Annotated in this window: 18 protein-coding genes; 4 read left to right on the plus strand and 14 right to left on the minus strand. The window is 55.0% G+C overall.

What is annotated here, in order from left to right; translation table 11 throughout:
- Positions 1-50: 50 nt before the first annotated feature.
- The 4 genes from yfcG (at position 51) to ACOTY9_RS06425 (ending at position 2,585) form a co-directional block, all read left to right on the plus strand.
- Positions 51-680, plus strand: a complete 630-nt coding sequence (yfcG, locus tag ACOTY9_RS06410) for a GSH-dependent disulfide bond oxidoreductase (protein ID WP_014884653.1) — start codon at positions 51-53, stop codon at positions 678-680.
- A 75-nt stretch (positions 681-755) separates the two neighbouring features.
- Positions 756-1,124, plus strand: coding sequence for a dihydroneopterin triphosphate 2'-epimerase (gene folX / locus ACOTY9_RS06415; RefSeq protein ID WP_023330977.1), 369 nt, complete (start codon positions 756-758; stop codon positions 1,122-1,124).
- Between the two features lie 13 nt (positions 1,125-1,137).
- Complete coding sequence (locus ACOTY9_RS06420; protein WP_023330978.1) at positions 1,138-2,031, plus strand: TIGR01777 family oxidoreductase; 894 nt, start codon at positions 1,138-1,140, stop codon at positions 2,029-2,031.
- 44 nt (positions 2,032-2,075) lie between these two features.
- The gene (locus ACOTY9_RS06425) at positions 2,076-2,585 is read left to right on the plus strand and encodes a GNAT family N-acetyltransferase (RefSeq protein ID WP_023330979.1); all 510 of its coding nucleotides are present in this window, start codon (positions 2,076-2,078) and stop codon (positions 2,583-2,585) included.
- Between the two features lie 122 nt (positions 2,586-2,707).
- Here ACOTY9_RS06425 and hisP read toward each other — a convergent pair whose 3' ends face one another.
- From hisP to ACOTY9_RS06495, 14 genes are all read right to left on the minus strand, one after another.
- A complete protein-coding gene (gene hisP, locus ACOTY9_RS06430) occupies positions 2,708-3,481 on the minus strand; it encodes a histidine ABC transporter ATP-binding protein HisP (protein ID WP_014884660.1) in 774 nt (257 codons plus the stop codon).
- 8 nt (positions 3,482-3,489) lie between these two features.
- Complete coding sequence (locus ACOTY9_RS06435; RefSeq protein ID WP_008502590.1) at positions 3,490-4,206, minus strand: ABC transporter permease; 717 nt, start codon at positions 4,204-4,206, stop codon at positions 3,490-3,492.
- Complete coding sequence (locus ACOTY9_RS06440) at positions 4,203-4,889, minus strand: histidine ABC transporter permease HisQ (protein ID WP_014884661.1); 687 nt, start codon at positions 4,887-4,889, stop codon at positions 4,203-4,205. Before ACOTY9_RS06440 ends, ACOTY9_RS06435 begins: the two co-directional genes overlap by 4 nt.
- 88 nt (positions 4,890-4,977) lie before the next feature.
- A complete protein-coding gene (hisJ, locus tag ACOTY9_RS06445; RefSeq protein WP_045281760.1) occupies positions 4,978-5,760 on the minus strand; it encodes a histidine ABC transporter substrate-binding protein HisJ in 783 nt (260 codons plus the stop codon).
- Between the two features lie 226 nt (positions 5,761-5,986).
- Entirely contained in the window at positions 5,987-6,769 is a 783-nt protein-coding gene (gene argT / locus ACOTY9_RS06450) for a lysine/arginine/ornithine ABC transporter substrate-binding protein ArgT (RefSeq protein WP_014884662.1), read from the minus strand.
- Positions 6,770-7,059: 290 nt separating this feature from the next.
- On the minus strand, positions 7,060-7,629 hold the full coding sequence (locus ACOTY9_RS06455; RefSeq protein WP_248180834.1) for a UbiX family flavin prenyltransferase: 570 nt from the start codon (positions 7,627-7,629) through the stop codon (positions 7,060-7,062).
- A gap of 89 nt (positions 7,630-7,718) precedes the next feature.
- Positions 7,719-9,236 carry an amidophosphoribosyltransferase gene (gene purF / locus ACOTY9_RS06460; protein ID WP_014884664.1) on the minus strand — a complete coding sequence of 506 codons (1,518 nt, stop codon included), beginning with the start codon at positions 9,234-9,236 and terminating at the stop codon, positions 7,719-7,721.
- Between the two features lie 33 nt (positions 9,237-9,269).
- On the minus strand, positions 9,270-9,758 hold the full coding sequence (gene cvpA / locus ACOTY9_RS06465; RefSeq protein WP_000262116.1) for a colicin V production protein: 489 nt from the start codon (positions 9,756-9,758) through the stop codon (positions 9,270-9,272).
- A 219-nt stretch (positions 9,759-9,977) separates the two neighbouring features.
- Positions 9,978-10,664, minus strand: coding sequence for a cell division protein DedD (dedD, locus tag ACOTY9_RS06470; RefSeq protein WP_023330982.1), 687 nt, complete (start codon positions 10,662-10,664; stop codon positions 9,978-9,980).
- Positions 10,654-11,922: a bifunctional tetrahydrofolate synthase/dihydrofolate synthase gene (folC, locus tag ACOTY9_RS06475; protein ID WP_014884666.1), complete on the minus strand. Its 1,269-nt coding sequence runs from the start codon at positions 11,920-11,922 to the stop codon at positions 10,654-10,656. Before folC ends, dedD begins: the two co-directional genes overlap by 11 nt.
- A 70-nt stretch (positions 11,923-11,992) precedes the next feature.
- Positions 11,993-12,898, minus strand: coding sequence for an acetyl-CoA carboxylase, carboxyltransferase subunit beta (accD, locus tag ACOTY9_RS06480; protein WP_014884667.1), 906 nt, complete (start codon positions 12,896-12,898; stop codon positions 11,993-11,995).
- Positions 12,899-13,052: 154 nt separating this feature from the next.
- The gene (locus ACOTY9_RS06485; RefSeq protein WP_014884668.1) at positions 13,053-13,712 is read right to left on the minus strand and encodes a DedA family protein; all 660 of its coding nucleotides are present in this window, start codon (positions 13,710-13,712) and stop codon (positions 13,053-13,055) included.
- Between the two features lie 28 nt (positions 13,713-13,740).
- Complete coding sequence (gene truA, locus ACOTY9_RS06490) at positions 13,741-14,553, minus strand: tRNA pseudouridine(38-40) synthase TruA (protein WP_014884669.1); 813 nt, start codon at positions 14,551-14,553, stop codon at positions 13,741-13,743.
- Positions 14,553-15,566: an aspartate-semialdehyde dehydrogenase gene (locus tag ACOTY9_RS06495; protein WP_023330985.1), complete on the minus strand. Its 1,014-nt coding sequence runs from the start codon at positions 15,564-15,566 to the stop codon at positions 14,553-14,555. The genes truA and ACOTY9_RS06495 overlap by 1 nt, the downstream gene beginning before the upstream one ends.
- Between the last annotated feature and the right edge of the window lies 1 nt (position 15,567).

Below are 15,567 nucleotides of genomic sequence, written 5' to 3' on the forward strand. Positions count from 1 at the left end.
CCTATACTCAGTTGTCGTGGCACTACTATTCGCATGGACAGGAGTTGAGAATGATTGACCTTTATTACGCCCCTACCCCAAACGGCCATAAGATCACCCTCTTTCTCGAAGAAGCCGAACTGGATTACAGAATCATTCGCGTGGATATCAGCAAAGGTGAACAGTTCAGTCCTCTCTTTCTGGCTATCTCGCCGAACAATAAAATTCCGGCCATTATTGACAATCAGCCGGCCGACGGGGGAAGACCGTTGAGCCTGTTTGAATCCGGCGAAATTTTGCTCTATCTGGCGGAGAAAACCGGCAAACTCCTGAGCGGGGAGCTGCGTGAACGTCACCATACCTTGCAATGGCTCTTCTGGCAGGCGAGCGGACTTGGGCCCATGCTGGGACAGAATCACCATTTTACCGCTTACGCCCCGCAGCCCATCCCTTATGCGATAGAACGCTATCAGGTGGAGACGCAACGTCTGTATGGCGTGCTAAACCAGCGGCTGGAAAAAACGCCGTGGCTTGGGGGAGATCATTACAGCATTGCCGATATCGCCTGCTGGCCGTGGGTGAATACCCATGAAAAACACCGGATTGATCTCGCGTCCTACCCGGCGGTGAACAACTGGTTTGAACGTATCCGTACCCGCCCGGCCACCGAACGCGCACTGCAAAAAATCCAGCAGATTTAACCTTATAGGAGGCTGTGTGCCTGCAAGCCTCTCATGTATTATGGGCGGCAATTACTGACACGGAGAAGACCTGCAATGTCACAGCCAGACGCGATTATTCGTATAAAAAATTTACGCTTGCGTACCTTCATCGGTATCAAAGAGGAAGAGATTGCCAACCGTCAGGATATTGTCATTAATGTGGTTATTCACTATCCCGCCGACAAAGCGCGGGCCAGCGAAGACATCAATGACGCGCTGAACTACCGCACGATAACCAAAAACATCATTCAGTACGTGGAGAACAACCGCTTCTCTCTGCTGGAGAAATTAACTCAGGATGTGCTCGATATCGCACGCGATCATCACTGGGTCACTTATGCTGAAGTAGAGATCGATAAACTTCACGCCCTGCGCTACGCCGACTCCGTCTCTATGACGTTAAGCTGGCGACGCCAGGGATAAACCTGGAGGTTGTATGAAGATTTTGCTGACCGGCGGTACGGGCCTGATTGGTCGCCATCTCATTGCGCGTCTTCAGGCGCTGCATCATGACATCACCGTGGTGACGCGCAGCCCGGAAAAAGCGCGTCAGGTGCTGGGCGCAGGCGTCGACATCTGGAAAGGGCTGGCTGAGCAGCAGAATCTGGACGGCTTTGATGCCGTCATCAACCTCGCGGGTGAACCCATTGCCGATAAGCGCTGGACCGAAGAGCAGAAACAGCGGCTCTGCAGCAGCCGCTGGAACATCACCGAGAAGCTGGTTGAGCTGATTCGCAACAGCCACACGCCGCCGTCGGTGCTGATTTCGGGCTCAGCGACGGGCTATTACGGCGATCTTGGCGAAGTGGTGGTGACCGAGGAAGAGCCGCCCCACAACGAATTTACCCATAAACTCTGTGCCCAGTGGGAACGCATCGCCTGTGCGGCGCAAAGCGATCGTACCCGCGTCTGCCTGCTGCGTACCGGTGTGGTACTGGCGCCGAACGGCGGTATTTTGGGCAAAATGCTCCCGCCTTTTAAGCTGGGACTCGGTGGACCGATTGGCAACGGCCGTCAGTATCTGGCGTGGATCCATATCGACGATATGGTCAACGGCATTCTCTGGCTGCTGGATAACGATCTGCGCGGACCGTTTAATATGGTCGCGCCATATCCGGTGCGTAATGAACAGTTTGCTCACGCTCTGGGGCACGCCCTGCATCGCCCGGCGATATTGCGCGTACCTGCCACGGTAATCCGCCTGATGATGGGTGAAGCGTCCGTGCTGGTATTAGGCGGACAACGGGCGCTACCCAAACGGCTGGAAGCGGCGGGGTTCGCGTTCCGCTGGTATGACTTAGAAGAGGCGCTGGGGGATGTGGTGAGGTGAATATGTTACAGTTGTACGCCATGTTCCGATGAAATGGCGTAACAATGGCAACCATCACCACTCCCCGGCTTCATCTCACCCCTTTCGAACCCACCGACTGGGCCTTCTTCCGCTCGCTGCGTGAAAACCGCGACATCATGCGCTATATGTCCGCCATCGCGCCGGAAAAAGAGACCCGACGCGTGTTTGCCGCGCGCCTGATGGCCGAGCATGTTTTCGTGATCCGTTTTCGGGATGAGGAGACCCCGCTTGGCGATATTGGCCTGCAAATCAGCCCGGCGAATCATGAAGAGGCAGATATCGGCTATACGGTTGTGCCTGCTGCGCAGGGGAAAGGTATTGCCAGCGAGGCGCTGCGCGCGGTGTGTGATTACGCCTTTAACCAGACCGGCGTGAAGGCCATTAACGCGTTTGTGCTGGCGGATAACGGCGGGTCGGTGCGCGTGCTGGAGAAAGCCGGGTTTGTGCGTACGCAGGTCCTGGAAAAGGCATATGAAATTAATGGGGTGCGGTATGACGACTGGGTCTATCGGCTGGAGTGTGGTGCGGTCTGAATGCCGGGCGGCACTGCGGTTTTTGTAGGCCCGGTAAGCGAAGCGCCACCGGGCGATTGGGCTGTACTGCGGTCTGATGCCCTCATCCCAACCCTCTCCCACGGGGAGAGGGAAAACCCCCGTTATTTCAGGGAGCCTTTCAGGAACTGCTGCAGACGCGGGCTTTGCGGATTCGCTAAGACGTCGTCCGGATGGCCCTGCTCTTCAATTTTGCCCTGATGCAGGAAGATGACGTGGTTAGAAACGTTACGGGCAAAGCCCATCTCGTGCGTCACCACCACCATCGTTTTGCCCTCTTCGGCCAGCTTCTGCATGATGCGCAGCACTTCGCCAACGAGTTCAGGATCCAGCGCTGAAGTCGGTTCATCGAACAGCAGCACTTCGGGTTCCATCGCCAGCGCGCGGGCGATGGAGACACGTTGCTGCTGACCGCCGGAGAGGTGCACCGGGTATTTCATCTGCTGACGCTCGTCGATACCCACTTTTGCCAGGTATTTCACCGCGCGCTCGCGGGCTTCCTGTTTGCTCAGGCCCAGCACCTGAATCGGCGCTTCCATCACGTTCTCCAGCACCGTCATATGGCTCCAGAGGTTGAAGTGCTGGAACACCATGGTCAGACGCGTGCGCAGCAGACGCAGCTGATTCTTATCCGCCACCTTCAGCTGGCCGTCTTTATCACGTATCAGATTAATATTCTGCCCGCTCACCACAATCGAGCCTTCACTCGGTTTTTCGAGGAAGTTAATGCAGCGCAGGAAGGTACTTTTACCCGAGCCGGATGAGCCGATGATACTGATTACGTCGCCTGCATTCGCCTGCAGCGACACCCCTTTCAGCACTTCATGTTCGCCGTAGCGTTTGTGCAAATCAATAACGTTTAATTTGTTCTCAGCCATCATCTTTCTCAGTGCGTCGAAGAAGGTTTTATATGCTGCAACCAGCGTTTTTCAGCCTTGCGGAACAGGCTAATCAAGACATAAGAGATAATTAAATAGAGCACCGCCGCAATGCCAAACGCGGTAAACGGCTGATAGGTCGCGGAGTTAATATCGCGCGCGATTTTGAGCAGATCCGGCACCGTCGCGGTAAAGGCAAGCGCAGTGGAGTGCAGCATCAGAATCACTTCGTTGCTGTACGCAGGCAGCGCAATACGCAGCGCCGATGGCAGAATAATGCAGCGGTAAAGTTTTACCGACGAAAAGCCATACGCCCGCGCCGCTTCAATCTCACCATAAGGCACGGAACGAATAGCCCCGGCAAAGATCTCGGTGGTATAGGCACAGGTGTTGAGCGTCAACGCCAGCACCGTACAGTTCAGGCCGCTACGGAAGAACGCATTCAGCATTTCCGTGCCTTTTACGATTTCCAGCGTGTACATGCCTGAATAGAAGACCAGCAGCTGCACGTACAGCGGCGTACCGCGAAAGACATAGGTAAACAGCCAGATGGGGAACTGAATAAATTTATTGTTCGACACGCGGCCAATGGCGAGAAACACCGCCAGAATGCCGCCCATCACCACGGACGAAATCAGCAGCCACAGCGTGATCGCCACGCCGGTAAAGCGATAGCCATCCGTCCACAGCAGGGATTTCCAGTATTCCTGAATAATCTCAATCACAGGTCAGCCCTCTTCACACCCACGGAGTAGCGACGCTCAAGCAGAAGCAGCACACCATTGGAGACGGTCGTAAAGACCAGATAGATCACGCCACAGACCACCGCAAAGTAGAAGGGCTCCCAGGTGCTTTTACCTGCCAGCTGAGTGGCTTTGACCACATCTTCCAGACCGAGCAAAGAGACCAGCGCCGTCGCTTTGAGGATAACCTGCCAGTTGTTACCAATGCCCGGCAGCGCATAGCGCATCATGGCCGGGAACATGATCCGGCGAAACGTTTGTGAAGAGGTAAAACCAAATGCGGTTGCCGCCTCAATGTGACCTTTCGGCACGGCCATATAAGCACCGCGGAAGGTTTCGGTGAAGTAGGCACCGTAGATAAAACCGAGGGTAATAATACCGGCCACCATCGGGTCGATATCAATTTGTCCCAGTCCCATCGCATCCGTTACGCTGTTTAACGCAATCTGCAGACCATAAAAGATGAGCAGCATCAGCACCAGATCGGGTACGCCGCGAATGAGCGTGGTATAGCCTTCAAAAATGAGCGCCAGCGGTTTGTTAGCCGAAAGCTTCGCCCCTGCGCCCGCCAGACCTATCAGCACCGCCAGCACCACGGAGCTGATAGCCAGCTCAAGGGTGACAAGCGCGCCCTGTAAAATGACGCCAGAAAATCCGTACAGCATACCGCGAGCCCTGTCGTATCGTGAGTGGTGAAACCGTGTCTTTTCCCCTCCCGCATCGGGAGGGGCCGCACGTTATTTGACGGAGCGATTAGCCGCCGTACACATTGAAATCAAAGTACTTTTTCGCCAGCTTGTCATAGGTACCGTCAGCGCGCATTTCCGCAAACGCTTTGTTCAGCGCTTCGCGCAGTTCGTTGTCTTCTTTGCGCAGGCCCATACCGGTACCCACACCGAACAACTTCACATCCTTAATGGACGGACCGCCGAACTTGTAATCTTTGCCCATCGGCGTTTTCAGGAAGCCTTCGCTTGCCGCGACTTCATCCTGGAATGCCGCATCAATACGGCCGGCCGTCAGGTCTGCGTAAATATTTTCCTGGCCCTGATAGGAGACAATTTCGATCCCCTTCGGCGCCCAGTGTTCGTTACCGTAGGTTTCCTGGGTGGTGCCCTGCAGCACGCCCACGCGTTTGCCCTTCAGCGACTCAAGCGTTGGCTGAATATCAGAAGACTTCGCCACCACCAGACGTGAATCGGCCGCGTAGAGTTTGTCGGTGAAGGCAATCTCCTGCTGGCGTTTTTCAGTGATGGAGAGCGAGGACATAATTACGTCGATTTTTTTTGCTTTCAAGGATGGGATCAGCGCGTCCAGCGGGTTCTCAACGTAGGTACATTGCGCTTTGATGCGTTTGCACAGCTCATTGGCCAGATCGATGTCAAAACCCACCAGCTCACCCTTTGAATTCTTCGATTCAAACGGCGCATAGGTTGGATCGGTACCAATACGGATTTTCTGCGGAATGGCTGCGAATGCCGCGGTGGCGCTGGAAAAGGCCAGCACCAGAGATAGTGACAACACGAGTTTTTTCATATTTGTCCTCAACAAACTGTCTTCATACGGGATTTTTACGACGACGGGGTGGTGCTAATGTGCCATTAATCCCCACCTTCAGGCAAAGATTAATGCCTTCGGGCCGGGATATTTTGCATTATAAATGCGTAAGTATGCACAAAGCGATCCAATATAGTGCATTTAACGCACCATACTGGATCACCCCTTCGCCTGATGCCTCTTTTCAGTGCATCACCGTCAGGTCTCAGTCACCGTAGACGTTGAAGTCGAAGTATTTCTTCGCCAGTTTGTCGTAAGTACCGTCTTTACGCAGCTCTGTAAACGCTTTGTCAAAGGCGGCTTTTAGCTCGGTATCATCCTTACGCAGGCCAATACCGGTGCCGTCACCAAAGTATTTTTTGTCTTTCACGGACGGGCCTGCAAAAGCGTAGTCTTTCCCGGCTGGCTGCTTCAGGAAGCCTTCGCTCGCGGCGACTTCATCCTGGAATGCGGCATCCAGACGGCCCGCCGACAGGTCAGAGTAAATCAGATCCTGATTCTGATAGGCAACCACGTCGACACCCTTCTCGCGCCAGTTGGCATTGGCATAACCTTCCTGCGTTGACCCCTGGAGCACGCCAACATGCTTGCCTTTCAGCGAGTCGATGGTCGGCTGGATCGGGGAGCCTTTAGCGGCAATCAGACGTGAATCAGCGGCGTAGAGCTTGTCAGAGAAGGCAATCTCCTGCTGACGTTTTTCGGTGATAGAGAGAGAAGAGATAATGGCGTCGATTTTCTTGGCTTTCAGCGACGGAATTAATGCGTCAAAGTCGCTGCCCACCCATGTGCATTTCACCTGCATGCGTTTGCACATTTCATTTCCCAGATCGATATCAAACCCCACGAAATCGCCTTTCGCATCCTTGGAAGAGAATGGCGCGTAGGTTGCGTCTGTACCGATACGAACCGTCTGTGGAAGCGCTGCATAGCTACCTGCCGCCGCACTTAACCCCACCAGCAAAGACAGAGCCAGAACCGTCTTCTTCATACATTTACCCTCAAGTACCGTGATTTTATTATGTATTGTGTTGTGTGTTGTGTTGCAGGCTTCTCTTGCAGGTCTTATGCCACATTGCCGTCTGGTCAAAACTTCGACGTTAAATATGTTAATAAAACGTTGCGATATTGCCTTAATGGTGAAAGATAGCAGGTCTGCCGAACGAACCGGAGAGAGAAAAAGGGAAAAAACGAATTAAATGTCGAGGATATGATCGCCGTTGCATAATTGCCCTGAAACAGGGCAACGTCTCTTTTCATGCACAGCATGTGTGCACAGAATCAGGCTCCCTGCCAGCGGGTGAAGAGATCTTCCGGCAGGTCGATATCAAACTGATCCAGCACGCGGTTGACGGTCTGGTTGATCACATCATCCAGCGACTGCGGGCGATGATAAAACGCCGGTACCGGCGGCATGATCACGGCGCCCAGCTCGGCGGCCTGGGTCATCAGGCGCAAATGCCCCAGATGTAGCGGCGTTTCCCGCACGCAAAGCACCAGCGGGCGACGTTCCTTCAGCACGACATCCGCCGCGCGCGTCACCAGCGTGTCGGTATAGCTGTTCACAATGCCGGAGAGCGTTTTAATTGAACAGGGCAGGATCACCATGCCAGCGGTTTTAAACGAGCCTGAGGAGATGCTGGCGGCGATATCGCGCGCGTCGTGCACGACGTCGGCCAGTGCCTGAACATCACGCAGGGAGAGATCGGTTTCAAGGGAGAGGGTTTGTCGCGCCGCCTGGCTCATCACCAGATGGGTTTCGACTTCCGCTACGTCGCGCAAAACATGCAGCAGACGTACGCCGTAAATGGCGCCACTGGCACCGCTGAGCCCAACAATGAGTCGTTTCATGATTTTCGCCCTTACTGATTTCAGGGCAGACTGTGCAGGATTTCGCGGGGAGTTGCAAGTGAGGGCGAGCGCCCTCACCTGCAGAGAGATCAACCTTCGTTGTGCATCTCTAAACTTTCGAGATCGTTTTGCAGCTGAACGGCTTTCGCATCGTCGTTGCGCAGCGAATCAAGATAGTCAAGGTACTGCTGGTCGACGTCTTTCGTCACATAGACGCCGTTAAACACGGAGCATTCGAACTGCTGAATCTCCGGGTTCTCGGCGCGCACCGCGTCGATAAGATCGTTCAGATCCTGGAAAATCAGGCCATCGGCGCCGATAATCTGACGAATTTCGTCCACTTCGCGACCGTGGGCAATCAGCTCATTGGCGGTTGGCATATCGATACCGTACACGTTCGGGAAGCGAATTTCCGGTGCGGCAGACGCCAGATACACTTTCTTCGCCCCCGCTTCGCGCGCCATCTCGATAATCTGCTCAGAGGTGGTACCACGCACGATGGAGTCATCCACCAGCAGAACGTTCTTATCACGGAATTCGGCGCGGTTGGCGTTCAGTTTACGACGTACAGACTTACGGCGCAGGTGCTGGCCCGGCATGATGAAGGTGCGGCCAACGTAGCGGTTCTTCACGAAGCCCTGACGGTAAGGTTTATCCAGAATACGGGCAATTTCCAGAGCGATATCGCAGGAGGTTTCCGGGATAGGAATAACCACGTCGATGTCGAGATCGTCCCATTCGCGAGCAATCTTCTCGCCGAGCTTCGTGCCCATATTTACGCGCGCGCTGTAGACGGAAATCTTGTCGATGAAGGAGTCCGGGCGGGCGAAATAGACGTATTCAAACAGGCACGGGTTGCTGACCGGGTTGTCGGCACACTGACGGGTAAACAGCTGGCCCTTCTCGGTGATATACACCGCTTCGCCCGGCGCAACGTCACGCAGGAATTCGAAGCCCAGGGTATCCAGCGCCACGCTCTCAGAGGCAACCATATATTCGGTACGGCCATCGCCAAGGTCGCGCTTGCCCAGCACCAGCGGACGAATGCCGTTTGGATCGCGGAAGGCAACCATACCGTGACCGATAATCATCGCCACGCAGGCGTATGCACCGCGGATCTGGCGGTTGGTCGCAGCAATGGCAGCAAAGATATTGTCTGCTTCCAGCGGGTAGTGACGGAAGTTATCCAGCTCGCTGGCGAACACGTTGAGCAGGATTTCAGAATCAGAGGTGGTGTTAATGTGGCGACGTTTCTCTTCGAACAGCTTTTTACGCAGCTCATGGGCGTTGGTCAGGTTACCGTTATGGGCAAGGGTGATGCCATACGGTGAGTTGACGTAGAAAGGCTGTGCCTCAGAGGCGCTGGAACTGCCAGCAGTAGGATAACGAACGTGACCGATCCCCATATTACCTTGCAGACGCTGCATATGGCGGGCTTCAAACACATCGTTTACCAGGCCATTCGCCTTACGTAAACGGAAGCAGTTGTTTGCATCAATGGTGATGATACCCGCAGCATCCTGCCCACGGTGCTGAAGCACCGTTAACGCGTCATAAATCGACTGGTTTACCGGCATGAAACCGGCGATACCGACAATACCGCACATTCGTCTTTTCCTCGTTAAGCCACATCTCAGGGTTTATGCCCTGGGCAAAAAACTCGACGAGCTTTGCAGATAGTCAAAGAACCATCTGATGATGAAGCTGAACTCAGGAATGAGCTGCGATTTCTGCCAATCTTCACTTTTGGAGAACCCGGTGAAGGTATCCAGGAAGAACAGGATGGCGGCCACAATCAGCACACCTCGCAACGCCCCGAAACAGATCCCGAGTACCCTGTCCGTTCCTGACAGACCGGTTTTCTCGACCAGCTGACCTATCACGTAATTGACGATAGCACCAACAATCAGCGTCGCGATAAACAGCACCGCGATGGCGATTCCATTTCGGACCAGTTCATCTTCAAAGCCCGTGAACCAGACAGACAGGTAAGTGTAGTAATGACTGGCAACAAAGAAAGCACAACCCCAAGTCACCAGCGATAACGCTTCACGAACAAAGCCACGGATCAGGCTAACCAGACAGGAAAAACCAATCACCGCAATGATGGCGTAATCAATCCAGACCATATGTGTCCCACGATTTAACGCCCTGTCATCCAGTTCGGGGCGAATTCTAACAGAAAAAGAAAACGTTTGCGTAGGGATTTCCTTCCCGCGCGTAAATAAAAAAGGCGCTGAAAAAATAATCAACGCCACGGTCCTTTTGACATCTCTGTGGACGTCTTCTCCCCCTCACCCCGGCCCTCTCCCTTGGGGGGCGAGGGTTAGGGTGAGGGGGAGATCTTATCAGTTCGCGCTATAGTTCATCACCACACCGCTCAGACCGGAGATCTGCTTCAGCTCACCCAGCGAGCCTTTCAGCTTATCTTTAGACGCTTCCGGCCCCACAAGGATACGGGTAATTTTACCCTGCACCGGCGTGGAAGGTGAAGTGTAAACACGATAGCCCGCGCTGCGCAGTTTACCCACGACCTCGTTAACTTTATCGGCGTTTTTCAACGCGCCCAGTTGCACAACATAGGCTTTGCCGGTCGGGGCTGCGTCTTGCTTCGCTGGCGGAGGGGTTTCTGACGCAGCAGCCAGTTGCTCTGCCGCTTTATCACGCGTTGGCTTCGGCTGCGGTTTCTCTACCGGCTTCGGTTTTTCAACAGGCTTAGGCTTCTCTACCGGTACCGGATCAATCTCGATGTTGTTATTCGCCGCCAGACGCGACGGGTCGAGCGACGGCGCAGCGGCATCGCCCGCGCGAACTTCTTCAGCCGCCCCTTCCGGCGGCTGGGCAGGCAGCGCCTGTGTCGCCGCAGGCAGCATATCCGGTTCATCACGGTCGCCCGGTTTCGGCACCAGCGGAATGGCTGCAAACTCGTCCTGATAATGCTTTTTCTGCCCGTCGAGCAGCCCGGGAAGAATAATCACCCCGAGCGCGACCAGCACAATGGTTCCTGTTAAACGGTTCTGAAACTTACTCGCCACCGGTTCTCCCCGCGTCCATCACTTCCATGACATGTGCCACCGTGTGGAAAGAGCCACACACCAGCACGGTATCTTCTGGTTTAGCATCCGCCATCGCGGCATGCCAGGCCTGAGCCACGCTACTATAGATTGCGCCTTTGCCGAGATGTTCCATCAACTGCTCGGCCGTCGCACCACGCGGCCCCTCAAGAGGAGCACAATACCAGCTATCGACCACACTCTCCATGCAGGCCAGCGTGCCACCGATATCTTTATCATGAAGCATACCGATAACCGCCAGCACGCGCCCGGTTTTTGGTAACGATTTGAGACGTCCTGCGAGGTACGCCGCTGCGTGTGGGTTGTGCGCCACGTCCAGGATCAGGCGCGGTGACTCACTCACAATCTGAAAACGTCCCGGCAGCAGCGCATTCTGAATGCCGTCGCGGATCGCCTGATCGCTGACCGCTAATCCGCTGGCGCGCAATGCCGCCAGCGCGGTTGCCGCGTTAGGCTGTGGCACCTGCGGCAGCGGCAGGTTGTCCAGCATTCCCTGCGCATCGCTAAAGCGCCAGCCGTTATCCTGAACCTCATATTGCCAGTCAACGCCACGGCGCAGCAACAGAGCGCCCTTCTCCTGGGCCACGTCAGCAATAGTGTGCGGCATATCCGGCTCACCGACCACGGCGGGTTTATTCGCCCGGAAAATACCGGCCTTCTCGCGACCAATGCTTTCACGATCCGGCCCTAGCCAGTCGATATGGTCCAGCGCGATACTGGTGACCACCGCCACGTCCGCATCCACCATATTGGTGGCATCAAGCCGCCCGCCAAGACCCACTTCCAGAATCACCACATCCAGCTGCGCCTGTTTGAACAGCCACAATGCCGAAAGCGTGCCGTACTCGAAATAGGTTAACGAGATATCACCTCGCGCGGCTTCGATTTCCGCGAACGACGCCGTATGCGCCGATTCCGGCAGCTCGCTGTTCTGCACGCGAACCCGCTCAGTGTAACGTACCAGGTGTGGTGAGCTGTAAACGCCAACCTTGTAACCCGCCGCCATCAGGACGGATTCCAGCGTACGGCAGGTAGTGCCTTTACCGTTGGTGCCTGCGACGGTGAAAACGAAAGGCGCAGGTTTCAGCACGCCCAGACGCGCGGCAACCTGGCTTACGCGCTCAAGCCCCATATCAATGGTTTTACTGTGCAGGTTTTCCAGATAAGAAAGCCACGCGGCCAGGGGCGACGTGGCTTGAGGAATGCTTTTATTTTCCATGATGCCCGGTTGTCATTAGCAGGTTATAAAGCAAAAGGGCAGCGCCATCTGGCCCTGCCCTTTTCAGTTATCAGGCCTCGGGTTCCTGATCCGGTACCACCACGCCTTCGCGCGGCTCATCCGGGTTTGGCGCGGGCAGATTCATCAGCTTCGCCAGAACGCTTGCCAGTTTGAGGCGCATTTCCGGACGGCGGACGATCATATCGATGGCGCCTTTCTCAATGAGGAACTCACTGCGCTGGAAGCCCGGCGGCAGTTTTTCACGAACGGTTTGCTCAATGACGCGAGGACCAGCGAAACCGATCAATGCTTTTGGCTCAGCAATGTTCAGATCGCCCAGCATCGCGAAGCTTGCAGAGACGCCTCCCATGGTTGGGTCGGTCAGCACGGAAATGTAAGGCAGACCGCGTTCCTGCATTTTCGCCAGCGCCGCAGAGGTTTTCGCCATCTGCATCAGAGACATCAGCGCTTCCTGCATACGTGCTCCGCCAGAGGCAGAGAAGCAGATCAGCGGGCAGTTATCTTCCAGCGCTTGCTCAACGGCACGCACAAAACGTGCGCCCACGACAGAGCCCATTGAGCCCCCCATAAAGGAGAACTCAAACGCCGCGGCGACAACCGGCATTTCATGTAGGGTGCCTTTCATGACGATCAGCGCGTCTTTCTCGCCAGTCTCTTTCTGTGCAGAGGCCAGACGATCTTTGTATTTTTTGGAGTCGCGGAACTTCAGCACATCTTTTGGCTCAAGCTCGCTGCCCAGTTCTACCAGTGAACCTTCGTCCAGCAGGCTATGCAGGCGGTTACGCGCCGACATACGCATATGGTGGTCACACTTCGGACACACTTCAAGATTGCGTTCCAGCTCTGCACGGTACAGAACCTGGCCGCAGCTATCACACTTCGTCCATACCCCTTCAGGAATGCTCGCTTTGCGCGTTGGGGTAATGTTGCTTTTAATTCGTTCAATCCAGCTCATTGATAACCTTTCTGCCTGAACCTGGTCGTATGCCAGTTTTGCTATAAGAGGCGAATAATGCCATTTTTGCCTCCAACAGACCATGAATGTTGCACATTAAAACATAACAGCCCGAAACTTTGGATAAAAAAGTGGTCGAACCGCCAGCGTGCATTTACTTCGCTTGCTTTGCCGCCGCGCGTTTGTGACGAATAATCTCGATAACGCCAGGCAGTACGGAAAGCACAATAATCGCTACAATCAGTAACTTAAGGTTTTCCTGAACCACCGGCAAGTCGCCAAACAGGTAGCCTGCATAGGTAAACAACAGCACCCACAGCAGCGCGCCCACGACGTTATACATCGCAAAATGACGATAGGACATATGCCCCATTCCCGCCACAAACGGTGCAAATGTGCGCACAATAGGCACAAAACGCGCAAGGATAATGGTTTTTCCGCCATGACGTTCATAAAACGCATGGGTTTTATCTAAATAGCTGCGACGGAAAATTTTCGAATCAGGATTGCTGAACAAGCGCTCACCGAACACCCGGCCAATGGTATAGTTGACGGCATCCCCGATAATTGCGGCAATCACCATCAACACCACCATCAGATGCACGTTCAAGTCATTGGTCGGTAGGGCCGATAACGCACCCGCAACAAACAGCAGGGAGTCCCCCGGCAGGAAGGGGGTAACGACCAGACCGGTTTCACAGAACAGAATGAGGAACAGGATGGCATAAACCCAGACGCCATACTGCGCGACCAGTTCCGCCAGGTGAACATCAATATGCAGAATGAAATCAATCAGAAAACGTATTACGTCCATATTGTCTAAGCCTTAATTGCACCTTTGTTTAGTCCGCTAAAAACAGCGGGCCCATTGGCGGTTTTGGCAGGTCAAACCGATCCGGATAGTCTACCGCAACCAGATACAGTCCTTCTGCTTTCGCCGTGGCTGCCGCAAGCGTTCTGTCCTTCGCTGCCAGCAGGTCTGCAATCCAGCTCTCCGGCTGGTGTCCGGCACCCACTTCCATCAGGCTGCCTACAATATTCCGCACCATATGATGTACAAAGGCATTGGCTTTGATATCCACCACCACATACGCGCCAAAACGGCTGACGTTTATGTGCATAACGTTACGCCACGGCGTACGGGACTGACATTGCACCGCACGAAACGACGTAAAGTCATTTTCACCAATCAGACACTGCGCGGCACGATGCATGCGTTCAGCATCGAGCGGTTCATAAAAATGCGTTACGCCCTGGCTTAGCACCGCCGGACGCAGACGCTGGTTGTAGATGACATAGCGGTAGCGACGCGCCGTCGCGCTGAAGCGCGCGTGAAAATCATCCGGCACAGCTTTCACCCAACGCACCGCAATGTCACCAGGTAAATTCGCATTTACACCCAGCGTCCAGGCGGCATCTTTGCGCACGGCAGTGGTTTCAAAGTGGACCACCTGCCCGGTACCGTGAACACCCGCATCCGTACGGCCTGCGCACAGAACGTTAATCGGCTCGTTTGCCACCTGAGAGAGCGCTTTCTCCAGCTTTTCCTGGACGCTTCGCACCTCATTCTGACGCTGCCAGCCATAATATTTACTGCCATCGTACTCGATACCGAGGGCAATTTTATGAACCGGCTTTTGTTCCACTTCTGACATCAGTACAGGTACTCCTGCACCAGTTTCTCAGCAATTTTGACCGCCATCAGCGCGCCGCCAAAACGAACGTTGTCCGCAACGGACCAGAACTGAACCTGCTCCGGCATACCGTAATCGTTCCGCACGCAACCGACTGAAAGATGGGCGCTACCGGTGGCGTCACCCACCTGCGTCGGAAACTCGCTCTCTTCGGAAAGTACGATATCTTCACCGCGGCCAAACGCATCGCGCGCTTCTTCCGCCGCCAGCGGGCGCAGGGCTTCAAAACCTACCATCTGCGCGTGACCGTAGAATACCGGCGACTGCACGACGTTTGCGGAGATCATCAGCCCCTCATCCTGCAGAATTTTGCGCGCTTCGTCGACGATACGGCGCTCTTCGCGCACGGAACCTTCACGATCCGGCAGCAGTGGCAGCATGTTGAACGCCAACTGGCGACCGAAGAAATCATCCTCATCAATCGGGATACCGTTCAGCAGCTTCGCGCTCTGCCCGGCCAGCGCATCGACGGCCTTTTTGCCATTTGCGGAGGCAGACAGCAGGCTGGTGACGGTGATACGCGACAGGCCACCGTCGTCAATCAGCGGTTTCAGCGCGGTCAGCAGCTGGCTGGTCAGACTGTTCGGTACCGCGATGATATTACGGTTACGGTAGTCAGCCAGGACATACGGGTTGACGTCCGGCACCACCAGCGGCACGTCCGGCTCCATGGCGAACAGACCGCTCAGGTCGATCACCAGGCAACCTGAATTGGTCGCCTCTTCGATGTAAGACGCCGTGGCTTCAGCACCTGCGGCGAAAAATGCCAGCTGCGCCTGGGTCCAGTCAAACGCAGCCGCATCCTGGACCATGACGGATTTACCGTTAAAGCGCAGATGCTCACCCGCGCTATCGGTACGCGCCAGCGCATAGATATCGCCCACCGGGAACTGACGCTCAGCAAGGGTTTCGAGCAGGGCTTCGCCCACGGCACCGGTGGCACCTAAAATGGCAATGTTCCAGCCTTCAGACATG

Origin of the sequence: Enterobacter cloacae complex sp. SHL012 (genome assembly GCF_049237505.1) — a bacterium.
Lineage (GTDB): Bacteria > Pseudomonadota > Gammaproteobacteria > Enterobacterales > Enterobacteriaceae > Enterobacter > Enterobacter kobei.